This is a genomic window from Streptomyces sp. AHA2, assembly GCF_036857595.1.
Classification (GTDB): Bacteria; Actinomycetota; Actinomycetes; order Streptomycetales; family Streptomycetaceae; genus Streptomyces.
The window spans coordinates 1-20,778 of the sequence record NZ_JAUQWJ010000010.1 but is presented as its reverse complement, the minus strand read 5'-3'; the positions used below and the strand labels follow the sequence as shown (position 1 = coordinate 20,778).

17 protein-coding genes are annotated in these 20,778 nt (G+C 74.8%); 10 read left to right on the top strand and 7 right to left on the bottom strand.

Going from position 1 to position 20,778, the window contains the following annotated elements; genetic code table 11:
- Positions 1-17 precede the first annotated feature (17 nt).
- Complete coding sequence (locus tag Q5694_RS21025) at positions 18-1,289, bottom strand: cytochrome P450 (RefSeq protein ID WP_333934739.1); 1,272 nt, start codon at positions 1,287-1,289, stop codon at positions 18-20.
- A 133-nt stretch (positions 1,290-1,422) separates the two neighbouring features.
- Here Q5694_RS21025 and Q5694_RS21020 point away from each other — a divergent pair, with 133 nt between their 5' ends.
- From Q5694_RS21020 to Q5694_RS21000, 5 genes are all read left to right on the top strand, one after another.
- Positions 1,423-1,881 carry a DUF4383 domain-containing protein gene (locus tag Q5694_RS21020; protein ID WP_333934738.1) on the top strand — a complete coding sequence of 153 codons (459 nt, stop codon included), beginning with the start codon at positions 1,423-1,425 and terminating at the stop codon, positions 1,879-1,881.
- Between the two features lie 6 nt (positions 1,882-1,887).
- Positions 1,888-2,358: a hypothetical protein gene (locus Q5694_RS21015; protein ID WP_333934737.1), complete on the top strand. Its 471-nt coding sequence runs from the start codon at positions 1,888-1,890 to the stop codon at positions 2,356-2,358.
- Positions 2,355-3,530, top strand: a complete 1,176-nt coding sequence (locus Q5694_RS21010) for a zinc-dependent alcohol dehydrogenase (RefSeq protein WP_333934736.1) — start codon at positions 2,355-2,357, stop codon at positions 3,528-3,530. Before Q5694_RS21015 ends, Q5694_RS21010 begins: the two co-directional genes overlap by 4 nt.
- Before the next feature lie 61 nt (positions 3,531-3,591).
- Positions 3,592-4,542, top strand: coding sequence for a Rieske 2Fe-2S domain-containing protein (locus Q5694_RS21005; RefSeq protein WP_443040912.1), 951 nt, complete (start codon positions 3,592-3,594; stop codon positions 4,540-4,542).
- 11 nt (positions 4,543-4,553) lie between these two features.
- Positions 4,554-5,093, top strand: coding sequence for a DUF1360 domain-containing protein (locus Q5694_RS21000; protein WP_333934956.1), 540 nt, complete (start codon positions 4,554-4,556; stop codon positions 5,091-5,093).
- A gap of 796 nt (positions 5,094-5,889) precedes the next feature.
- Here Q5694_RS21000 and Q5694_RS20995 read toward each other — a convergent pair.
- The 4 genes from Q5694_RS20995 to ku are packed head-to-tail and all read right to left on the bottom strand — an operon-like array spanning position 5,890 to position 8,852.
- The gene (locus Q5694_RS20995) at positions 5,890-6,660 is read right to left on the bottom strand and encodes a phosphodiesterase (RefSeq protein ID WP_333934735.1); all 771 of its coding nucleotides are present in this window, start codon (positions 6,658-6,660) and stop codon (positions 5,890-5,892) included.
- Entirely contained in the window at positions 6,657-7,217 is a 561-nt protein-coding gene (locus tag Q5694_RS20990) for a cysteine dioxygenase (protein ID WP_333934734.1), read from the bottom strand. The genes Q5694_RS20995 and Q5694_RS20990 overlap by 4 nt, the downstream gene beginning before the upstream one ends.
- Complete coding sequence (locus Q5694_RS20985; protein ID WP_333934733.1) at positions 7,214-7,618, bottom strand: hypothetical protein; 405 nt, start codon at positions 7,616-7,618, stop codon at positions 7,214-7,216. Before Q5694_RS20985 ends, Q5694_RS20990 begins: the two co-directional genes overlap by 4 nt.
- Positions 7,619-7,676: 58 nt before the next feature.
- A complete protein-coding gene (ku, locus tag Q5694_RS20980; RefSeq protein ID WP_333934731.1) occupies positions 7,677-8,852 on the bottom strand; it encodes a non-homologous end joining protein Ku in 1,176 nt (391 codons plus the stop codon).
- A gap of 209 nt (positions 8,853-9,061) precedes the next feature.
- Between ku and Q5694_RS20975 the strand changes: the two genes are divergently transcribed.
- Positions 9,062-10,171: a winged helix DNA-binding domain-containing protein gene (locus Q5694_RS20975; protein ID WP_333934730.1), complete on the top strand. Its 1,110-nt coding sequence runs from the start codon at positions 9,062-9,064 to the stop codon at positions 10,169-10,171.
- A 518-nt stretch (positions 10,172-10,689) separates the two neighbouring features.
- Here the strand turns inward: Q5694_RS20975 and Q5694_RS20970 are convergent.
- Together Q5694_RS20970 and Q5694_RS20965 are read right to left on the bottom strand one after the other, a co-directional pair.
- On the bottom strand, positions 10,690-13,542 hold the full coding sequence (locus Q5694_RS20970) for a helix-turn-helix transcriptional regulator (RefSeq protein WP_333934729.1): 2,853 nt from the start codon (positions 13,540-13,542) through the stop codon (positions 10,690-10,692).
- A 202-nt stretch (positions 13,543-13,744) separates the two neighbouring features.
- Positions 13,745-14,563 carry a LuxR C-terminal-related transcriptional regulator gene (locus Q5694_RS20965; RefSeq protein WP_333934728.1) on the bottom strand — a complete coding sequence of 273 codons (819 nt, stop codon included), beginning with the start codon at positions 14,561-14,563 and terminating at the stop codon, positions 13,745-13,747.
- Between the two features lie 126 nt (positions 14,564-14,689).
- Here Q5694_RS20965 and Q5694_RS20960 point away from each other — a divergent pair, with 126 nt between their 5' ends.
- The 4 genes from Q5694_RS20960 (at position 14,690) to Q5694_RS20945 (ending at position 20,441) form a co-directional block, all read left to right on the top strand.
- Positions 14,690-16,369 (top strand): AMP-binding protein, encoded by a 1,680-nt coding sequence (locus tag Q5694_RS20960; RefSeq protein WP_333934727.1) that lies wholly within the window; start codon positions 14,690-14,692, stop codon positions 16,367-16,369.
- On the top strand, positions 16,366-17,949 hold the full coding sequence (locus Q5694_RS20955) for an AMP-binding protein (RefSeq protein ID WP_333934726.1): 1,584 nt from the start codon (positions 16,366-16,368) through the stop codon (positions 17,947-17,949). Before Q5694_RS20960 ends, Q5694_RS20955 begins: the two co-directional genes overlap by 4 nt.
- A 68-nt stretch (positions 17,950-18,017) precedes the next feature.
- Entirely contained in the window at positions 18,018-19,043 is a 1,026-nt protein-coding gene (locus tag Q5694_RS20950) for a LacI family DNA-binding transcriptional regulator (RefSeq protein ID WP_333934725.1), read from the top strand.
- Between the two features lie 264 nt (positions 19,044-19,307).
- Entirely contained in the window at positions 19,308-20,441 is a 1,134-nt protein-coding gene (locus Q5694_RS20945) for a GH12 family glycosyl hydrolase domain-containing protein (RefSeq protein ID WP_333934724.1), read from the top strand.
- The last annotated feature ends 337 nt before the right edge of the window (positions 20,442-20,778 follow it).

The window sequence follows — 20,778 nt, the reverse complement described above, 5'->3', positions numbered from 1 at the left end:
GCCTTCCTGCCGTTCGTTCAGGCCGTGGGCACCGGCGCCGCCCGTCCGGCGGGCACCGGGACCCGGACGGACTCCATGACGAAGCCGCTGCGGATCCGCGCGGGCAGACGGTTCAGCGGGATCCTCAGGTCCTGCTCGGGGACGTCGTACTCCAGCCCGGCCAGGCGGGGTGCGAGGGCCGCCAGCAGGGCGATCGTGATGTCCTCGCCGGGGCAGCGGTGGCCGGTGGCCGGGTCGCCGCCGCCCTGGGGGATCAGTTCGTCCCGGGCGGGCGGGTGCCCGAGGAAGCGTCGCGGCGCGAAGGCGTAGGGCTCCTCCCAGACTTCGGGGTCGTGGTTCTGCCCGTACAGGTCGAGCAGGACCATCGCGCCCTGCGGGATCGGCTCGCCGTGCCAGTCCAGGTCCGCGACGGCCCGGCCGCCGACGAACGGCGCGAAGGGGTAGAAGCGCCGCAGTTCGTGGGCGAAGGCCACGGCGTAGGCCGGGTCGCCGCCGCGCAGCTCCTCGCGGACGTCCGGGCGGCGCAGCGCGTGCCCGGCGTAGGCGATGAACCAGCACACCGCGACGGTGGGGCGGACGACGTTGAGCAGTTCGACCGCGGCGGTGTGCGCATCGAGGAGCCGTCCGTCGGCGTCGCGGTGCCGGGCCACCACGTCCAGGACGGACCCGTCCGCGGCCGCCGCCCCACCGGCGCGCACGTCCTCGACCAGAGCGCCCAGCCGGTCCTCCAGGCGGGCGCGGGCCCGGCGGGCACGCCAGTGGCGGGGCCCCGCCGTGGCGAAACCGTCGACCAGCGACACCAGGTCCGCCGCCACCGCGTCGCCGTCCTCGAGCGGGATCCCGGCCCAGCGGAACACGCCCCGGGTGAGCACCCGGCTCGCCTCGTCGAACAGCACGATCCGGCGGCCGGGCCAGGAGCGCACCGTCTCGTCCCAGTCCGCGGCGACGGCGTCCACGACCCCGGCGACCGCCTGCGGCCCGGTGAGCAGGGACAGGAACATCCCCTTGCGGCCGCGGTGCCGCGGCCCGTCCAGCGTGTGCACGGCCCCGTGCCCGAACAGTGTGCTCAGCACCGGGCCGGGCAGTGCCGAGCCGCGCTCGACGTGCCGCTCGTCGTAGAAGAAGCGCACCGCCTGCGGGCCGTACAGGGCCACGGCGTGCTGACCCATGAGGCGGGCGCGCACCAGCGGGGCGTCGGTGCGGCGCCTGCGGTCGGGCAGCCAGGTGTACCCCTTGGCCAGCAGGGCGAGCGAGCTGTCGGCGAGTGGTGGGCGGCGACTGGGATCCATGGCGCGGCGAGTGCCCGCCCGCCGCCCCCGGAAACGCGGCCGGGAAACGGGGCGATTGCACGGCGTGACGGGGGTACTCGCCGCGCACCGGGCGCTCGACGTGACGCGCCCCCCACGCCGGAAGGCCACCGCCATGAGCTCACGCACCCAGCCGACGACCGGTGCCCGCACCCCCGTCCAGACGGCGGCACTGCTGGTGGGAGCAGTGTTCCTGCTGGTCGGCATCCTGGGCTTCATACCGGGGATCACCACCGACTACGACTCGATGAAGTTCGCCTCGCACGACTCCGGTGCCGAACTGCTCGGCATCTTCCAGATCTCCATCCTGCACAACCTGGTCCACCTCGCCTTCGGCGTGGCCGGCCTGGCCATGTCCCGCAGCGCCTCGGCCGCCCGCACCTACCTGCTGGCCGGCGGCGCCATCTACCTCGTCCTGTGGCTGTACGGCCTGATCATCGGCCATGACAGCGCCGCCAACTTCGTCCCGCTGAACACCGCCGACGACTGGCTGCACTTCTTCCTGGGCATCGGCATGATCGCCCTGGGTGCCCTCCTCACCCGCCGCACCGCCACCGGCACCCGGAGGATGTGATCCGCGATGGCGAAAGGCAAAGCACTGCTGGCGGCCGCCGCCGGACTGACCGCCGGCGCCGTCATCGCCTGGCAGCGCACGACGGCCGGCCCCTCCGACGCCTCCGCCGGTGAACGCTGGCTGACCGTCACGGTCAACGTCGACCCCGCGGAGCTCCAGGCCGAGAAGCTGCCCGCACCCCTGCGGGAGTACGGCGACCGCATCGAGACCCGCATCACCCCCGCCCCCGGTGACCGGGGCACCGAACTCGCGGTCCGCCTGAGGGACGCCCCGTCGCCGGCCGCGCACTCGCTGCCCGCCCGGCTCGCCGGACAGGATCCCGACCAGGACCTGCGCCGCGCCCTGCGGGACGCCAAGTCACTGCTGGAGGTGGGCGAGGTGATGGAACCCGACTCGCCCCCGACCACCCACGACACCCCCGGCGGGAAGCTCGTCGGGCTGCTGAGCCGCCGCGCCGGCGGGGAGGGAGTGCTGTGAAGGCCCTGTGCTGGGAAGGCGTCAACAAGCTCTCCGTCGAGCAGGTGCCCGATCCCGCCCTGCGCAACGACCACGACGTGATCGTCAAGCTCATCGCGGGTACCACGTGCGGCTCCGATCTGCACCTCATCGGCGGCTACATCCCCTTCATGCGGGCCGGTGACGTGATCGGCCACGAGTTCATCGGCGAGGTCGTCGAGGTCGGTGCCGCCGTACGCAAGCACACGGTGGGCGACCGGGTGGTGGTCTGCTCCTTCATCGGCTGCGGCCGCTGCTGGTACTGCACCCACGACCTGTGGTCCCTGTGCGACAACACCAACACCAACCCCGGCATCGGGCAGGCCCTCTTCGGCGCCGACACCGGCGGCATCTTCGGCTACTCGCACGCCATGGGCGGACTGCGCGGCAGCCACGCCGAGTACGTCCGGGTGCCGTTCGCCGACCACGGTGCCTTCTCCGTCCCGGAGGGCGTCGACGACGCCAGCGCCCTGTTCGTGTCGGACTCGGTGCCGACCGGCTGGATGGGCGCCGACCTCGGAGGCGTCAAGCCCGGTGACGTCGTCGCCGTGTGGGGCTGCGGGGCGGTCGGCCAGATGGCGGCCCGCGCCGCGATCCTGCTGGGCGCGGAGCGGGTCATCTCCATCGACCGCATCCCCGAACGGCTGGAGATGACCGAACGCCACATCGGCAGCGAGGTCATCGACTACACCGCCACCGACGTCGGCGCCGAACTGCGCGAACGCACCGGCGGCCGCGGACCCGACGTGTGCATCGAGGCGGTCGGCATGGAGGCCCACAGCGACGGCCCCGCGCACCTGTACGACCAGGTGAAGCAGCAGCTGCGCCTGCAGACCGACCGTCCCACCGCCGTACGCCAGGCCATCCACGCCTGCCGCAAGGGCGGCACCGTCTTCGTGCTCGGCGTCTTCGGCGGCGCCGTCGACAAGTTCCCCCTGGGCGCGGTGATCAACAAGGGCCTGACGATCCGGGGCGCCCAGCAGCACGGCCAGCGCTACATCCCGATGCTGCTGGACCGGCTGGCGGCCGGGGAGCTGAGCACCTCACACCTGGCGACCCACACCGTCTCCCTGGACGAGGCACCCCGGGCGTACGAGATGTTCAAGGACAAGGACGACGGCTGCGTCCGCGCGGTCATCCGGCCGGGCGGCTGACGTGGGCCACCGCCGTCCCCGGCTCCGTTTGCCGTCCCGGTCGGTGGGGACCCGGCCGGGCATGACCACCATGCGACGCCGCCTGCTGCGGCAGAACCGGATGCTGTGGCTGCTGGACCGCCTGGAGCGCGAGTCCGGGGCCGACGCGGTGATCGACACGCTCCGCAAGGGCGTGCGGGCCCTGCCGCTGGGACGCGGCCGCGACCTGCTGCACGGCCGGTGGATGGGGCACCCCGTGCACCCGCTGATGGTGCAGGTGCCGATCGGGAGCTGGCTGTCGGCGGCGGTACTGGACCTGCGTCCCGGCCGCTCCCGCGAGGCGCGGCTGCTGATCGGCGTCGGGCTCGGGGCCGCGGCCCCGGCGGCCCTGGCCGGCTGGGTCGACTGGGCTGAGCTGCACCGCCAGCAGCAGCGCGTAGGCCTCGTGCACGCCCTGTCCAACATCACGGCCGTCGGGCTGTACGCGACCTCGCTCGCCTGCCGCGCCAAGGGCCGGGAGACGGCGGGCCGGGCCTACGGCTTCCTGGGGCTGACGGCGGTCGGCCTCGGCGGCATGCTGGGCGGCCACATGGCCTACCGGCAGGCCTCCGGCGCCAACCACGCCGAGGAGGTCCCGCACGTCGTCTCCGAGGGCTGGCACGCCGTCGGCACCGTCGACGAGTTCCCGGCCGGCGAGCCGGTGCGGCGCACGGTGGACGACGTGCCGGTGCTGGTCGTGCGCGAGACCGGCGGGCAGATCCACGCCCTGGCCGAACGGTGCAGCCACCTGGCCGGCCCCCTCTCCGAGGGCACCGTCGCCGACGGCTGCGTGCGCTGCCCCTGGCACGGCAGCGTCTTCCGTCTCTCCGACGGCTGGAACGTCCGCGGCCCCGCCACCGCCCCGCAACCCTCCTTCGAGACCCGGATCACCGACAACCGGGTCGAGGTGCGCCTGCGCCATCAGAACGGCGGCCGGCACACCGCACCGAACCACGCCCTCACCGGACAAGGAAAGCGCAGCTCGAACAGGTAATGAACATGAACATGACATCCGTGGCGGAGAGCCGCCCGGCACAGAAGCTGCGTGGACTGCTCCGCCGCACCGAACGGGGCTACTCCGACGGCCACGACCGGCCGCTGGGCGGATACGCCGCCGCCATGACGGGGTTCGCGGTGTTCACCACGGCCTGGGCCACCGCGGTACGGCTGCGCGGCCGTCCCGTGCCGGTGCGTCCCGAGCCGTGGGACGTCGCCCTGACCGCGGTCGCGACCTTCCGTCTGAGCCGCCTGCTCAGCAAGGCATCGGTGACCAGCCCCCTGCGGGCCCCCTTCACCCGGTACGTCGGCCCGCAGGGCCCGGCCGAACTGGAGGAGGAGGCGCAGCCCGACGGCCGCCACACGGTCGGCGAGCTGGCGACCTGCCCGTTCTGCATGAGCGTCTGGGTGGCCTCGGCCCTCACGGCCGGTCAGCTGCTCTGGCCCCGGGCGACCCGCACGGCCATGGGCACGCTGACGGCCCTCGCCGGAGCCGACACGCTGCAGCTGGCGTACGGCGCGCTGGTGGGGAAGACGACGGGAGACTGAACGGCACCGCCGAGGCCGCCGGTCCGGCGGGCGGCTGACGGCGCGGGTCCGCGCAGGGACGAGAACGCGCCGTCAGCCGGGATCGGACGACGGCGGCATGCCACCGGCCGCCCCCGGCTGACGGCGGGCCCGCCGCCCGGCCCGACCCGCGCCCGCCAGGGCACCGCCCGGCGAGTCGGCGCTCGGTCGGCCCGCGAGCCCGCGGTCCGGCGCGGTCTGCGGCCCAGTCCGCACTCCGGCCGGTGGCCGAGGTCGCGCCCGGCCGGGGCCTGTGCCCCCCAGACCACCGCCCGCCGACGGCCCAGGCCGCGCCCGGCGAGTCGGCGCTCGGCCGCAGCCCGGCGCGGCCTGAGGCCCCAGTCCGGCCGATGGCCCAGGTCGAGCCCGGCCGGGCCGCGCCCACTAGTAGCCCGCTGCTCGGCCGACGGCTCACACCGCGCCCTACGGGCCCGCGCCCGCCAGGCCACTGCCCGCCGACGGCCCAGGCCGCGCCCGGCCTGTCGGCGCTCGGTCGCCCGCAGCCGGGTGGGTCCGCGCTCGGCCGCTCGCCAGATCACCGCCGACCGACGGCCCAGACCGTCCCCGCCTGCCCGCCGCCCGGCCGACGGGCCGGACCACGCCCTACGGGCCCGCGCCGCCTGCCCGCCGCCCGGCCGACGGCCCAGACCGCCGCCCGGTACCCGGTGAGCGCCGCCCGGCCGGCCCGCTCCCGGCCGGGCGGCGCTCACCGGGTACCGGGCGATGGTGTCATCTCGCGCCGCGAGCGGGGCAGGACGATTCGAGCCCGGCCGGTCGGTCAGGGCAGCTCGCGGCGGGATCCGCGGCCCACCCGGGAGCCGCGGTACGCGGCACGGCGGGTGGCTGCCAGGGCGGCGCCCGGCGCGAACGCGCGCACGCTGTGGCGGTAGGGGTCGAAGTCGAGGGTGTCCTCCCCCTCCACGGGCAGTACGTCCCGCACCGTGAGCACCGCGAACCGCCGCCAGGACCGGTCGTCCCTCTCCGCGCACAGGTCGTAGACCAGCGGCCCGGCGGCCAGCGCGGCGGCCATCCCCTCCGGATCACCGGGCACCGGCGCCTGCCGGGTCCGGCGGGGGAAGGCGGCCAGGAGACACGAGCGGCCGGCCACCCGGTACGGCAGCAGGCTGGAGTACGGGCCGCGCAGCGCGTCGGCGCGCGGCAGCGGCAGATGCCGGCCGGCCCGGCCGCGGCCGCTGCTGGTCATCAGCAGGTCCAAAGTCCGGTCCGGACCGTCGGCGTCCGCCACCCGGACGGCGAGGCCCAGCCCGTCCGGCAGCCGCCGCGGCAGGCCGCCCGCGCGCGAGAGCCGGACCTGCGCCGCCAGCCGCCTCGGCGTGTCCAGCCACGGCACGCCCCACGGCCCGCGACCGTCGTCCAGCACCTCCAGCTCGCCCGTGCAGGTGAGCCCCTGGGGATGCAGGGCCGGCGCACGGCGCAGCCGGGCCAGCGCACGGAATCCGGCCTCGACCACGGCGACCGGCCGGGACGCGGAGGCCGCCGGGCTCGCGGCCCCACGGACCGGCCCCGTGAATCTGTCGCGCGCGCTCACGACCCGGACTCCCCGCCCTCGCGACGGGAGGATGTGCTGGGAGTGCCCTGGCGGCCCTTGGGGGAGAGGTGCTCCTCCGAGCCGGTGGGCACGCGGTGCAGCAGCCCGTCCTCCAGCTCGCCGTACTGGCCGGTCCGCTCCAGGGGCGGGGAGTAGGCGTGGATGGTGACGGTCGGGCCCGCTCCCGGCTCCCGGCGCATGCGGTGGATGAAGGTCTCGTCGAAGCAGAAGCCCTCTCCGGCCGGCACCCGGTCACCGATCGGCCGCTCCCCGAGCCGCAGGTGCTCGTGGCGGATCGCGCCGCGCGCCACGTGCACGGCCCCCGCCGAGCGGTCGTGGTCGTGGTAGCCGGTGTCATGCCCGTCGTCCGTCCACTCCAGGACCCACACGCCCACGTGCTCGTCGAGGAAGACCTCCGCGTAGCCGCGGTCGTCGGTGGGGTGTTCCAGCAGGTCGGTCCACACCTCCTCCTTCCCGGCGACGGCCGCGGCGAGCTTCTGCAGTTCCTGACCGTCCAGCGGGCGGCCGGGCGGGGTGAAGGGCAGCCGTGCGTTCATCGTCCGTGCCTCCCGGACCTCGCGCCCCGGGCCGCGGGGGTGCCCCGCAGCCAGGCGGCGATCCAGGCCGCCTCCATCGCGGCGTCCAGGAGGTACGTCGGCCGCAGCCGCCTCTTGGGGACGTACACCAGATCGACGGCCAGCAGGGTGACGGCGGTGACGAGGCCGACGCGCCGGGCGTGCCGGGGACCCTCGGCGTCGGCGGCGGCGGCCAGTTGCGTGAGGCCGGCGCCCGCCAGCAGCCCGCCCGTGGTCATCTGCAGCCACTCGTCGGTCTTCGGCCCGAAGACCCACTCGAAGCTGCGCAGGTGCACCAGCGGCCACAGGCCGCCCACGAGGTTGAAAGCACCGTGCGCGGCGGCGATCGTCGCCGTCGGCACGGGCAGCGGGCTTCTGCCCATGGGGCCTCCCTTCACCGGGACCGCCCGGGTACCCGTGGCGCGCGCCGCTACCCCGGCCTCAGGCGGCGCTCTCGGCGCGGCGGCGACCCGGCCGGGCCAGGGCGTCGACCAACTGGTCACGCGTCATCCTCGACCGGCCCTCGATGCCCTGCTCGCTGGCCCGCTCGTACAGCTCGCTCTTGCTGAGCCGCCGCAGTTCGCTGCGGCTCGTCCCCCGCCCGCGGTCCCTCGGCGGCCGCGCCCGCTGCGGCCGCGAGCCCCCGGACGCGGCCCCGCCGGAGTCCTTCCCGGCGGCTTCGGAGCGCCGGGACACCGACCGCGCGGACGCACCCCGCCCGGAATCCTTCCCCGACCCCGACCCCGGCCCCGACCGGGACCCGGACCGGCCGGACCCCGATCGTGACGCGGACCCGGACTGCGGCCGCCGCGATCCGGACCGCTTCCCGCCACCGGACGCGCCGGCCTGGGCGAGGCTGCTCTCCAGCACCGCCATCAGGTCGACGACGTCGGTGGCCTCGGGCGGACCCTCGGCCACGGCGACCTCCTGTCCCTTGGCCTTCGCCTTCACCAGTTCGCGGACCTTCTCCTGGTACGTGTCGTGGTAGCGCCGCGGCTCCCACGGACCGCTCAGGGCGTCCACCAGCCGCAGCGCCATGTCCAGCTCCTTGCCGCGCCCGGCCCGGCGGGAGGGCAGCTCGGGCAGCTCCGTGCCCGGGTCACGGACCTCGTCGGCCCAGTGCAGCGTCTGCAGCACCAGGAGCTTCTCCTCGGCCCGCAGCGCCGTCAGGTACTGCTTGTTCCGCATGACGAACGTGGCCACGCCCGCCTTGCCGGTCTTCTCCAGCGCCGCGCGCAGCAACTCGTAGACCTTGAGGTACTCCTCGCCGCGCGGGGCGACGTAGTAGGTGCGGGCGAAGTACACCGGCTCGATCCGGTCCAGGTCGACGAAGTCGGAGATCTCGATGGTCTTGGACCGGCCGGGCGCGATCTCGTCCAGCTCGTCCGGCTCGACGATCACGTACTCGCCCTCTCCCACCTCGTAGCCCTTGACGATGTCGGCGGTGGAGACCTCCTCGCCGGTGCGCTCGTTGACGCGCCGGTTGCGGATGCGGTCCCCTGTGCCGCGCTGGAGCTGGTGGAAGTGGACGGTGTGGTCCTCGGTCGCCGTGAACAACCCGACCGGCACCGTGACCAGGCCGAAGGTGATCACGCCTGTCCAGATCGCCCGAGCCATGGCGGTGCTCCGTCCCGTCCGTCCCCGGCGTGCCCGTCCGCCGCGGTGTCCCCTCCACGCTCGCACCGTGCGGGGCGCCCCGCCCGCCGGGCGGCCGGCGGGAGACCCGAACGGCGTCCCTCGGAGCCGGTCACGGCGCTGGGAGATCACCCACCGGCTCTCCGCCGTCGCGGACAGGACCTGTCCGCGACCCTCGCTACCGTGCCCCCATGACGCACACCAAGCGGAGCGGCACGGCCCCCGTCCTCGGCACGCGCGCCCTCAACCGGGCCACGCTCGACCGCCAGCTCCTGCTGCGCCCCGCGCGGATGTCCGCCGCCGACGCCGTGGAGCACCTGGTCGGCCTCCAGGCGCAGAACGTCAAGCCGCCCTACTACGCGCTCGCCGCCCGCCTGGACGGTTTCGCCCCCGCGGCGCTGTCCCGGCTGATGGCCGATCGCACGGCCGTCCGGATCGTCACCATGCGCTCCACCATCCACACCCACACCGCGGACGACTGCCTCCTGCTGCGCCCCCTGGTACAGCCCGCCCGCGACCGCGAACTGGTCACCTTCCGCAAGGGCCTGGCCGGCGTCGACCTGGACCGGCTCACCGCCCTGGCCCGCGACCTCGTCGAGGCCGAGCCCCGCACCATGGCCCAGCTGCGCGAGGCCCTGCGGCAGCAGTGGCCCGACGCCGACCCCCAGGCACTGGCCGTCGCCGCCCGGTGCCGGCTTCCGCTGGTGCAGGTGACCCCGCGCGGGCTGTGGGAGCGCGGCGGCCAGGTCCGCCTGACCACCGCCGAGCACTGGCTCGGCCGTGCCGCCGAACCGGCCCCCGCACCCGACGAGGTCGTCCTGCGCTACCTCGCCGCCTTCGGCCCGGCCTCCGTGAAGGACATGCAGACCTGGGCCGGGCTGACCCGGCTGCGCGAGGCGTTCGAGCGGCTGCGCCCCGGGCTCGCCACCTTCCGGGACGACAGCGGCACCGAGCTGTTCGACCTCCCGGACGCGCCCCGGCCCGATCCGGACACCCCGGCACCGCCGCGCTTCCTGCCCGAGTTCGACAACCTGCTGCTCTCGCACGCCGACCGCACCCGGGTCGTCCCGCCCGAGCACCGGGGCCGCTCCTGGCAGGGGAACGTCGCCCACCGCACGCTGCTCGTCGACGGATTCCTCGCCGGCCTGTGGCGGCTGGAGGAGGACGCCCTGGTGATCGAGCCGTTCGGCCGGCTCACCCGCGCCGCGCGGGACGAGGTCGTCGCCGAGGGGGAGCGGATGCTGCGGACCCTGCACCCGGGGGTCTCGTACGACATCCGCTTCGGTGCGGTGAGGACCTGAGCCGGGTGGCGCCGAGGGCCCCGGGCCGTCGGCGTCTTCGCACGGACAGGCGGACGCGGGCATGGAGAGGGGGCGTTGCGGGCCGCTCGTGGAGGCCCGCAACGCCCCCTGGTATCGCACCTGAGGATTGCTCAGGGAGTCCGGTCAGGCCACGAACCGCGTGGTTCTCGTGGTGGTGCCGACGATCGGCTGGGCGCGGCGGCGGCCATGGGCGCGGGGAACAGCGCGGTCGTGGCGGCGGCGGTCGCCGCGGCGACGGCGGCCGCCTTCCTGGCGGCGTCGAGCCCGAACATGGGTCTCCTCGTGGAGTTGCCGGTGGGGGGTCGCGCGGGTGGCGGTGCACGGTGACCCTCACGTCGCTGTTCGGATCTCCGTGTGCCCGGCGAGCGGCACGCCCCCAAGCTAGGCCCGGCGCGGCGGACCCCCCAATGAGGGAACCCCCTAAGGGAGTTGGGGCAGGGAAAACCCTCGGTCCGGCCGCTCAAACCCAGGTCGGGCGGCTGGGCCCGGCGGCCGGCTCAGGTCGTGCGGCGGCCCGCGGCCAGCCGGACGATGTCCACCCGGGAGCGTATCCCCAGCTTGCGGTAGACCCGGGTCAGGGTCGCCTCCACCGTCTTGACGCTGATGAACAGCCGGGCCGCGATCTCCCGGTTGGTCGCCCCCTCCATCACCAGCGAGGCCACCTGGCGCTCCATCGAGGCGAGCCCCTCCAGCGCGTCGAGCGCGACGGGCGGCACCGCGGCGGCCGGTGCCGCCGGCGCGGTGGCTCCGGCCGTGGCGGCCGCGTCGACCTGCCGCAGCCAGGGCAGCGCCCGGCAGCGCCGGAACAGCCGCGCCGCCTCGTCGTAGGGCGCCGGAGCCTGGGCGGCGGACGCCGCGCCGCGCGAGGAGGCCGTCCGGTCCCGCAGGCGGGCCAGCGCGAAGGCGGCCCGGGCCTCCTCCAGGCCGTACCCGAGCCGGCCCAGCCGGTCCTGCACGGACGTCAGCCGCACGAGTGCGCCCTCGTGGTCGCCCCGCGCGGCGCGCACCAGCGCCTCGGCCCGGTCCAGCACGGCCAGCACGCTCTGCCGGCCCAGCCGCATCGCGTGCACCCGGGTGCTGTCGATGAGGTCCTGGGCCTCGCCCGGTTCGCCGATGCGCACCAGCGCCTCGGCGAGGTCGCCGTGCCAGCGGCCGCGTCCGGGGTCGTTGATGCCGAGGCCCTGCTCCAGCTCGCGCACCCGGCGCAGCGAACGCACGGCCGCCGCCGGGTCCCCGGCCACCAACTGGGCGTAGCCCAGCGCCGCCAGGGCCCGCGACAGGTACATCTGGTCGCCGTCGACCTCGGCGTGGTCGGCGGCCTCGCGGGCGAGGGCCAGCGCCCGGTCGACGTCCCCGGCCGAGGCCTCCGCGAGGGAGGCGAGCATCGCCGAGGCGCCCTCGCCGATCCCGGAGTCCCGGGCCAGGCGCAGGCTCTCGCGCGCGAGGTCGAGGGCCCGGCCGCAGTGCCCGGAGCGCAGTTCGGTGTCGGCGAGGAAACGCAGGAAGTGCACCTCGCTCTCGACCATGCCGCGCCGGCGCACCTCGCGCAGCAGCGCGGTGATCGTGGCCCGCGCCTCCGGCAGCTGGTCGCTCATGATCAGCCAGCGGAACCTGGCCGAGCCGGCGCCGTTGTGATGGCACGCCACGTACGGGTCCTGCGGCTCCTTCAGCGCCCGCTTCACCGTCGCCGGGGCGTCCGGGTGGCCCATCAGGGTCTCGGTGGACGCCTGGAAGGACAGCGCCATCAGCTCGGTGCGCCGATCCCCGCCCCGGGCCGCCAGCTCCGCCGCGTGCGCGGCCTCCTGCCGGGCCTCGGCGAAGTCGCCCTCCACGACCAGCCCGCGCCAGGCCAGCTGGTAGTGGACCAGCGCCAGCAGGCCCGGATCGTCGCCCGCGTCGGCCAGGACCTGCGGGAAGACGGCGTCGACCTCGCCCAGGGCCTGCCCGGCCGCCTCGATGACGACCATCCAGGCCCGGACCCGCTCCGCCGGCACGGTGGCACGCGTCAGCACGTCACGGGCGATGTCCCGGGCGAGATCGGCCTCGCCCGCGGTGATCGCGTCCTCGGCGGCCAGCAGCCGCCGCTCGTCCGGCCCCGGGGCGCTGTCCGCCGGGGTGTGCCGGGCCGCGAGCAGCCCGAGCGAGGCCGCCACGGACGGCGCACCGCGGTCCCGGGCCAGGGCGGCGGCCTCGGCGAGCCGGGCCGCGACCTCGGGGTCGGTGCCGGTGGTCGCCAGGGCCAGGTGCCGGGCCCGCTCGATCGGATCGGAGGCGGCCGTGGACAGCGCCGCGTGCACCGCCCGCCGTTCCCGCGCCGGCGCCTCCGCGTACAGCGCGGCCGAGATCAGCGGGTGCGCGAACCGCAGCGCCGGCGCCTCGGAGTCCGTGACCAGCAGACCCAGGGCCGCGGCCCGGGCCGTCTCCGCCTCGGCGTGCTCCCGGCCGGCCGCGTGCAGCAGCGCCAGCGTGGGACGGGCGCCGGCGCTGGCCACCAGCAGGGTCCGGCGGGCCTCGTCCGACAGCATCTCCAGCCGGCTCAGCACCAGCGCCCGCAGTGAGGTCGGCACCGGCAGGGGCTCACCGGGCCGCGGACGTGCCGGGCTCTCGGCCAGGGCACGGCCCAGCTCCAGGGCGAACAGGGGGTTGCCGCCGCTGGTGCGGTGGATGTCGCGGATCGTCGAGCGGGACAGCGGGGTGTAGCCGCGGTGGTCCAGCAGTGCCGAGACCTGGGTGCGGGTGAGCGGGCCCAGCCGGACGGCGAGCGTGTCCGGCGGGGACGCGCGCAGGTGGCGGTCGTACTCCTCGCCCTCGGTGCGCACCGCGCACAGCATCTGCACCGGCGTGTCCCCGAGGCGGCGGGCGGCGAAGCCGAGCAGTTCCGCGCTGGCGGCGTCCAGCCACTGCAGGTCGTCGGCCACCACGAGCACCGGCCCCCTGGCGGCCAGCGCCCGCAGCGCCGACAGCACGGCGAGCCGCAGCGCCAGTCCGTCCCGCTGGAGCGTGGACTCGCCCCGGCCGGTCAGCGCCGACTCCAGGGCGGTGCGCTGGGCGGCGGGCAGGGCCCCGGAGACGTCGTCCAGGACGAGACCGAACAGATCGGCCAGGGCCAGGAAGGGCAGATGGGATTCCGACTCGGTCGCCGAGCAGCGCAACACCGTGCGGTCCGGACCGGCGTAATCCGCGGCCAGTGCCCGCAGGATGGTCGACTTTCCAATTCCGGCCGGACCGTGCAGCAGCACACTGCCCCCCCGGCCGAGCTGCTCACGGGCCGACGTGAACAGATCCTCCCGGCCGATGACCAGGTCGGGGCGGCTCCGGGAAGGCTCCTGGAAGTCCCGTCGTACGGTCACCGCGGCCCTCCCTGTGTCGTGTCCTGGCCAATATTAGGCAACAGCTCTTTGAATTTCGGAGGGACGGTGTGGTGAGGGAAATAACAAGCGGGTACGGGCGGCGAATTCACCGGCCCGCGATTGCCCCGGAACACGGCGCCGTCTCCGGCGCGGCGCCGTCGTCCGGCCGCACGGTCCGGGCCCGGGGCGGAGCACCACCAACCTACGGCAACCAGCCCGCCCGGCGCGCGGCCACCACGGCCTCGCCCCGGGTGCGGGCCCGCAGCTTGCGCATGGCCGACCGCAGGTACGCCTTGACGGTCTCGGGCGTCACGCCCAGGCGCTGGGCGGCGACCGCGTTCGTGGCGCCCGCGGCGACACACGCCAGCACGTCCACCTCGCGCGGGGCGAGCCGCACCCGGGCCGAGGGGCCGGGACCGGCGCTGTCGGCGGCCAGCAGCGCGCACGCCCGCAGCAGCTCGGCCCGCAACCGCGGGTCGGCGATCCGCGGGGCCAGCGCCCGCAGGGCCGCGTGCGCCTCCCGCACCTGCTCCCGGCCCGCGCCCGTCCCGGCCCCGGCGACGAGCGTGCGGGCCTCGTCCCGCACCGCCAGCGCCCGCTCCGCGTCCCGCGCCGCCTCGACGGCCGCGTCCAGCATCCGCCCGCCCAGCGGCAGCGCCGTGCGCAGCGCCCCGTACAGCACCCCGCGCACCCGGTGTCCCACGACCAGCGGCACGGCCAGCACCGAGCGCAGACCCTCCGCGGCCACCGGGGCGTCGTACTCGTGGCTGATCCGGCGGGAGACCGAGTAGTCCGTCACCACGCACGGCCGGGACAGCGCCACCGCCTTGCCGCCCAGCCCGTTCCCGGACGTCACCACCAGCGAACGCAGGGCGTCGGTCGCCGTGCCGCTCAGCTCGCTGATGCGCATCCCGGAGCCCGCCTCCAGCAGCCCGCCGAAAGCGACCGGCAGGCCCGTGCCGCGCCGCAGCCGCAGCAGCGCGTCGCGAATCTCGACCGCCTCGGACACGTCTGCCGTCACCCTGCTCGCCCCTTCGTTCCGGCTCCGGTGCGGCCCCACCCCCCGTTCGGGGGTAGTGAGACCCGCATCACGGATTACACGATGGCTCGCAGCCGCCCGGCAATGGTCCGGCACCGAGGAGGACGCATGACATCGGCGACGGAGGAGTTCCGCAGCGCGCGGGACTTCCTGCTGGAACACCGCGAGGACTACGCCACGGCCTACGAGGGCTTCCGCTGGCCCCGGCCCGAGTACTTCAACTGGGCCCTCGACTGGTTCGACGAGATCGCCGGCGGCAACGCCCGCACCGCCCTGCACATCGTCGAGGAGGACGGCCGCGAGACGCAGCTGTCCTTCGGGGAGATGTCCGTGCGCTCGTCCCAGTTCGCCACCTGGCTGCGCGCCCGGGGCGTGCGCGCCGAGGACCGCGTCCTCGTCATGCTCGGCAACCAGGCCGAACTGTGGATCACCGCGCTCGCCGCGATGAAGCTGCGCGCGGTGGTCATCCCGGCCACCCCGCTGCTCGGCCCGGCCGACCTGCGCGACCGGGTGGCACGCGGCCGGGTCCGGCACGTCATCGCCCGGACCGAGGACGCCGCGAAGTTCGCCGAGGTCCCCGGCGACTACTCGCGCATCGCCGCAGGCCCCGCCGGTTCCGTGCCGGCCGGGTGGGTACCGCTGGACGACGCCTACGGCGCCTCGGCCGACTTCACGCCCGACGGCCCGACCCGGTCCGACGACCCCCTGATGCTCTACTTCACCTCCGGCACCACCGCCCGGCCCAAACTCGTCGAGCACACCCACACGTCGTACCCGGTCGGCCATCTGGCGACCATGTACTGGATCGGCCTGAAGCCGGGCGACGTGCACCTGAACATCTCCTCGCCGGGCTGGGCCAAGCACGCCTGGTCCAACCTCTTCGCCCCGTGGAACGCCGAGGCGACCGTCTTCCTGCACAACTACACGCGCTTCGACGCCGCCCGCCTCATGACCGAGATGGACCGGGCGGGCGTCACCACCTTCTGCGCCCCGCCCACCGTCTGGCGCATGCTCATCCAGAGCGACCTCGGCCGGCTGCGCACCCCGCCCCGCGAGGCCGTCGCCGCCGGCGAGCCGCTCAACCCGGAGGTCGTCGAGCAGGTCCGCCGCGCCTGGGGCGTCACCGTCCGGGACGGCTTCGGGCAGACCGAGACCGCCGTCCAGGTCGCCAACAGCCCCGGTCAGCCGCTCAAGACCGGCTCGATGGGCCGTCCCAGCCCCGGGTACCGCGTCGAGCTCCTCGACCCGGTCTCCGGCGCGCCGGGCGCCACGGAGGGGGAGATCGCCCTCGACCTGTCGCAGCGCCCCGTCGGCCTGATGACCGGCTACCACGGCGACGCCGACCGGACGGCCGAGGCGATGGCCGGCGGCTACTACCGCACCGGTGACGTGGCGTCCCGGGACGAGGAGGGGTACCTCACCTACGTCGGGCGCAGCGACGACGTGTTCAAGGCCTCCGACTACAAGATCAGCCCGTTCGAGCTGGAGAGCGCGCTGCTGGAGCACGAGGCGGTGGCCGAGGCGGCGGTCGTCCCCGCCCCGGACGAACTGCGGCTCGCCGTCCCCAAGGCCTACGTCGTGCTCGCGGAGGGCTGGCAGCCCGGCCCGGACACGGCCAAGGTCCTCTTCGAGCACTCCCGCGAGACCCTCGCCCCCTACAAGCGCATCCGCCGCCTGGAGTTCGGCGAGCTGCCCAAGACCGTCTCCGGCAAGATCCGCCGGATCGCACTGCGCGAGGCCACGGCGGCCGGCTCGGACGCCGAGTACCGCGAGGAGGACTTCCGGTGAACTCCTACAGCCACGGCACCAGCGGCACCGCCCTGCTCGGCGACACCATCGGGGCGAACCTGGACCGGGCGGTCGCCGCCTGGCCCGAGCGCGAGGCGCTGGTGGACGTGCCGTCCGGCCGGCGCTGGACCTACGCGCAGTTCGGCGCCGCCGTGCGGGAGCTGGCGTCGGCCCTGCTGGCGTCCGGCGTCACCAAAGGCGACCGGGTGGGTGTCTGGGCGGTCAACTGCCCCGAGTGGGTGCTCGTCCAGTACGCCACCGCCCGCCTCGGCGCGATCATGGTGAACATCAACCCGGCGTACCGCACCCACGAGGTCGAGTACGTGCTGAAGCAGGCCGGGGTCTCGATGCTCTTCGCCTCCCTCAGCCACAAGACCAGCGACTACCGGGCGATGGTCCAGGAGGTGCGGGGCCGCTGCCCGGAGCTGCGCGAGGTCGTGTACTTCGACGACCCCGGCTGGGACGCGCTCCTCGCCCGGGCGGGCGCCGACCCGGTCCTGGAGGATCTGTCCTGCGACGACCCCATCAACATCCAGTACACGTCGGGCACGACGGGGTTCCCCAAGGGCGCGACCCTCTCCCACCACAACATCCTCAACAACGGCTTCTTCGTGGGGGAACTGCTCGCCTACTCCGAGCAGGACCGGATCTGCATCCCGGTGCCCTTCTACCACTGCTTCGGCATGGTCATGGGCAATCTGGCCGCCACCTCGCACGGCGCCTGCATGGTGATCCCCGCCCCCTCCTTCGACCCGGAGGCCACCCTGGAGGCGGTCCAGCGGGAGCGCTGCACCTCCCTCTACGGCGTCCCGACGATGTTCATCGCCGAGCTGAACCTGCCCGGCTTCGCCTCCTACGACCTCTCCTCGCTGCGCACCGGCATCATGGCGGGCTCGCCCTGCCCGGTGGAGGTGATGAAGCGGGTGGTCGCCGAGATGCACATGGCGGAAGTCTCCATCTGCTACGGCATGACCGAGACGTCCCCGGTGTCGCTGCAGACGCGGCGGGACGACGACCTGGAGCACCGCACCGGCACGGTCGGCCGGGTCCTGCCCCACCTCGAGGTCAAGGTCGTCGACCCGGCGACCGGGGTGACGCGACCCCGGGGCAGCGCGGGGGAGCTGTGCACCCGCGGTTACAGCGTGATGCTCGGCTACTGGAACGAGCCGGAGAAGACCGCCGAGTCCGTCGACGCGGGGCGCTGGATGCACACCGGGGACCTGGCCGTCATGCGCGAGGACGGCTACGTGGAGATCGTCGGCCGCATCAAGGACATGATCATCCGCGGCGGGGAGAACGTCTACCCGCGCGAGATCGAGGAGTTCCTCTACGCGCACCCCAAGATCAGGGACGTCCAGGTCGTGGGCGTCCCGCACCCGCACTACGGCGAGGAGGTCCTGGCCTGCGTCATCGCCCGCGACCCGGACGACGCGCCGACCCTGGAGGAGCTGCGCGCCTTCTGTGCGGGGCGGCTCGCGCACTACAAGGTCCCGAGCCGGCTGCAGATCCTGGACTCCTTCCCCATGACGGTGTCCGGAAAGGTGCGGAAGGTGGAACTGCGCGAGCGCTACACCGTCTGAACGACCACGAGGGCGTTCGGTCGTGCGGGGCCGGGGGCCCGTAAGATCGACGCCCTTGGGGGTGACACATGGTCAAGCGGCGGCCCGGTACGACGCCCACGCTGGAGCAGGTGGCCGCGCTCGCCGGCGTCGGACGGGGCACGGTCTCCCGCGTCGTCAACAACGAGGCGGGAGTCCGGGAGTCCACCCGCCGAGCCGTGCAGCGGGCCATCGCCGAACTCGGCTACGTGCCCAACCTGGCGGCGCGGTCGCTGGCGGGGCGACGGGCCGACGCGGTGGCGCTGGTCATGACGGAACGCGACTGGCGGCTGTTCGGCGAGCCGTTCTTCTCCGAGACGGTCACCGCCGTCGGCGACGCGCTCGCCGAGACCTCCGTGCAACTGCTGCTCACCCTGGTGCGCACCGACGCCGAGCGGCAGCGGTTCGTCGAGTACGCGCGCGGCGGCCGGGTCGACGGTGTGCTGCTGATGTCGGTGCGCGCCGGGGACCGGCTGCCCGACATGCTCGCCGACGCGGGCCTGCCCACCGTGCTGCTGGGCCGCCGCTCCGGCGACGAGCAGATCACCTACGTCGACGCGGACAACGTGGGCGGCGCCCGCGAGGCGGTGGCACACCTGCTGCGCGGCGGCCGCAGGTCGATCGGTGCGATCACCGGGCCCCTGGACATGTACGTCGCCCGCTGCCGCCTGCGCGGCTACCGGCAGGCCCTGGAGGAGGCGGGGCTGCCCGCGCCCGCCTCCCGGACCGTCGAGGGCGACTTCACGGAGGCGAGCGGACGCCGGGCGATGGCCGAGCTCCTGGAGCGCCACCCGGACGTGGACGCGGTCCTCGCCGCCTCCGACACCATGGCCTCCGGAGCCCTGGCCGTGCTGCGCGCGGCGGGGCGCCGGGTGCCCGACGACGTGGCGGTCATCGGCTTCGACGACTTCGAGCTCGCCCGGCACACCGACCCGCCCCTGACCACCGTCCGGCAGCCGCTGGAGGAGATCGGCCGAACGATGGTGCGGCTGCTGCTGGAGGAGATGGAGCAGCCGGAAGTGGCGTGGCGGCACGTGATCCTGCGGACGCAGCTGGTGGTCCGCGAGTCGGCGTGAGGCCGTCCGGGAGCGCTCCCAACTCCTGTGTCCGGCCGACCCGTTGGTCGGGGTGACCGACGCGCCTCGCTGACCTGCCGCTTCGAGATACGTTCGACGGATTCCCGTCTAACGGGTTGTCAGGGGCAGCGGACGGCTCCTACAGTCGCGACCGAAACCGGTGAGGTGGGAGCGCTCCCATCAGTGGGGAGGTGGGAGCGCTCCCGATCCCCCCTGCCGCAGCACCCTCTGTCAACCCGGTTCCCCCGCAGAGAGGCCCCCCGCATGCGATCGTCACCGCACCGCCTCCGCACCGTCCGCGCCCTGTTCGGCGCGCTGCTCACCACGCTCGCCACCGTCGCGGCGCTCCTCGCCGCCACCGCGCCCGCCCGGGCGGACACGGTCGTCTGCGAGCAGTTCGGATCCACCGTGATCCAGGGCCGCTACGTCGTCCAGAACAACCGCTGGGGCACCAGCGCCCCGCAGTGCGTCACCGCGACCGACACCGGCTTCCGGCTCACCCAGGCCGACGGCTCCGTGCCCACCAACGGCGCGCCGAAGTCGTACCCGTCGGTCTTCAACGGCTGCCACTACACCAACTGTTCGCCCGGTACCAGCCTGCCGGCGCAGCTCAGCACCATCTCCAGCGCCCCCAGCAGCATCTCCTACGGCTACGTCTCCGGCGCGGTGTACAACGCCTCGTACGACATCTGGCTGGACCCGACGCCCCGCACCGACGGCGTCAACCGCACCGAGATCATGATCTGGTTCAACCGGGTCGGCCCGATCCAGCCGATCGGCTCCCAGGTCGGCACCGCCTCCGTCAGCGGGCGCAGCTGGGAGGTGTGGACCGGCAGCAACGGGTCCAACGACGTGATCTCCTTCGTCGCCCCCTCGGCGATCTCGAGCTGGAGCTTCGACGTCATGGACTTCGTCGACCAGGCCGTGGCCCGGGGTCTGGCACAGAGCAACTGGTACCTGACCAGCGTCCAGGCCGGCTTCGAGCCCTGGCAGAACGGCGCCGGGCTCGCCGTGAACTCCTTCTCCTCCACCGTCAACACCGGTGGCGGCGGCGACCCGGGCGGCCCCGGAGGCCCGGCGACGGCCTGCCAGGTGACGTACGGGACCAGCGTCTGGCAGGGCGGCTTCACCGCCGACGTGACCGTGAAGAACACCGGTTCGGCCCCGGTCGACGGATGGCGGCTCGGCTTCACCCTGCCGTCCGGGCAGCGGGTCACGGGCGCCTGGAACGCGTCCTTGTCCGGCAGCTCCGGCGCGGTCACGGCGAGCCCCGCCGCGCACAACGCGCGGATCGCGGCCGGCGGGAGCCAGAGCTTCGGCTTCCAGGGCACGTACAGCGGCACCTTCGCCAAGCCGGCCGGCTTCACCCTGAATGGCACGGCCTGCTCCGTCGCCTGACCCGCGGCGCACCGACCCGCTCCGGGCTCCGCCCTGCGCCGAACGGGCGGACCCCGGAGCGTTCCACCCGGCCCTGGCGGCCGTCGCCCGGGCCGCACCACGGGCCGCCGGCCCTCCCCGTCCGGCGGCCCCGGTCCGCCTCGCCCCGTCCCGGGCGGTCGCACGACCGGGCCGCCCGCGGTCCCACTCGCGTCGGCCCGCTCGAGACTCGCCCCACCGCCCCACCGCCCCACCGGCCCACCGGCCCACCGCCCCACCGGCCCACCGGCCCACCGGCCCACCGGCCCACCGGCCCACCGGCCCACCGGCCCACCGGCCCACCGGCCCACCGGCCCAC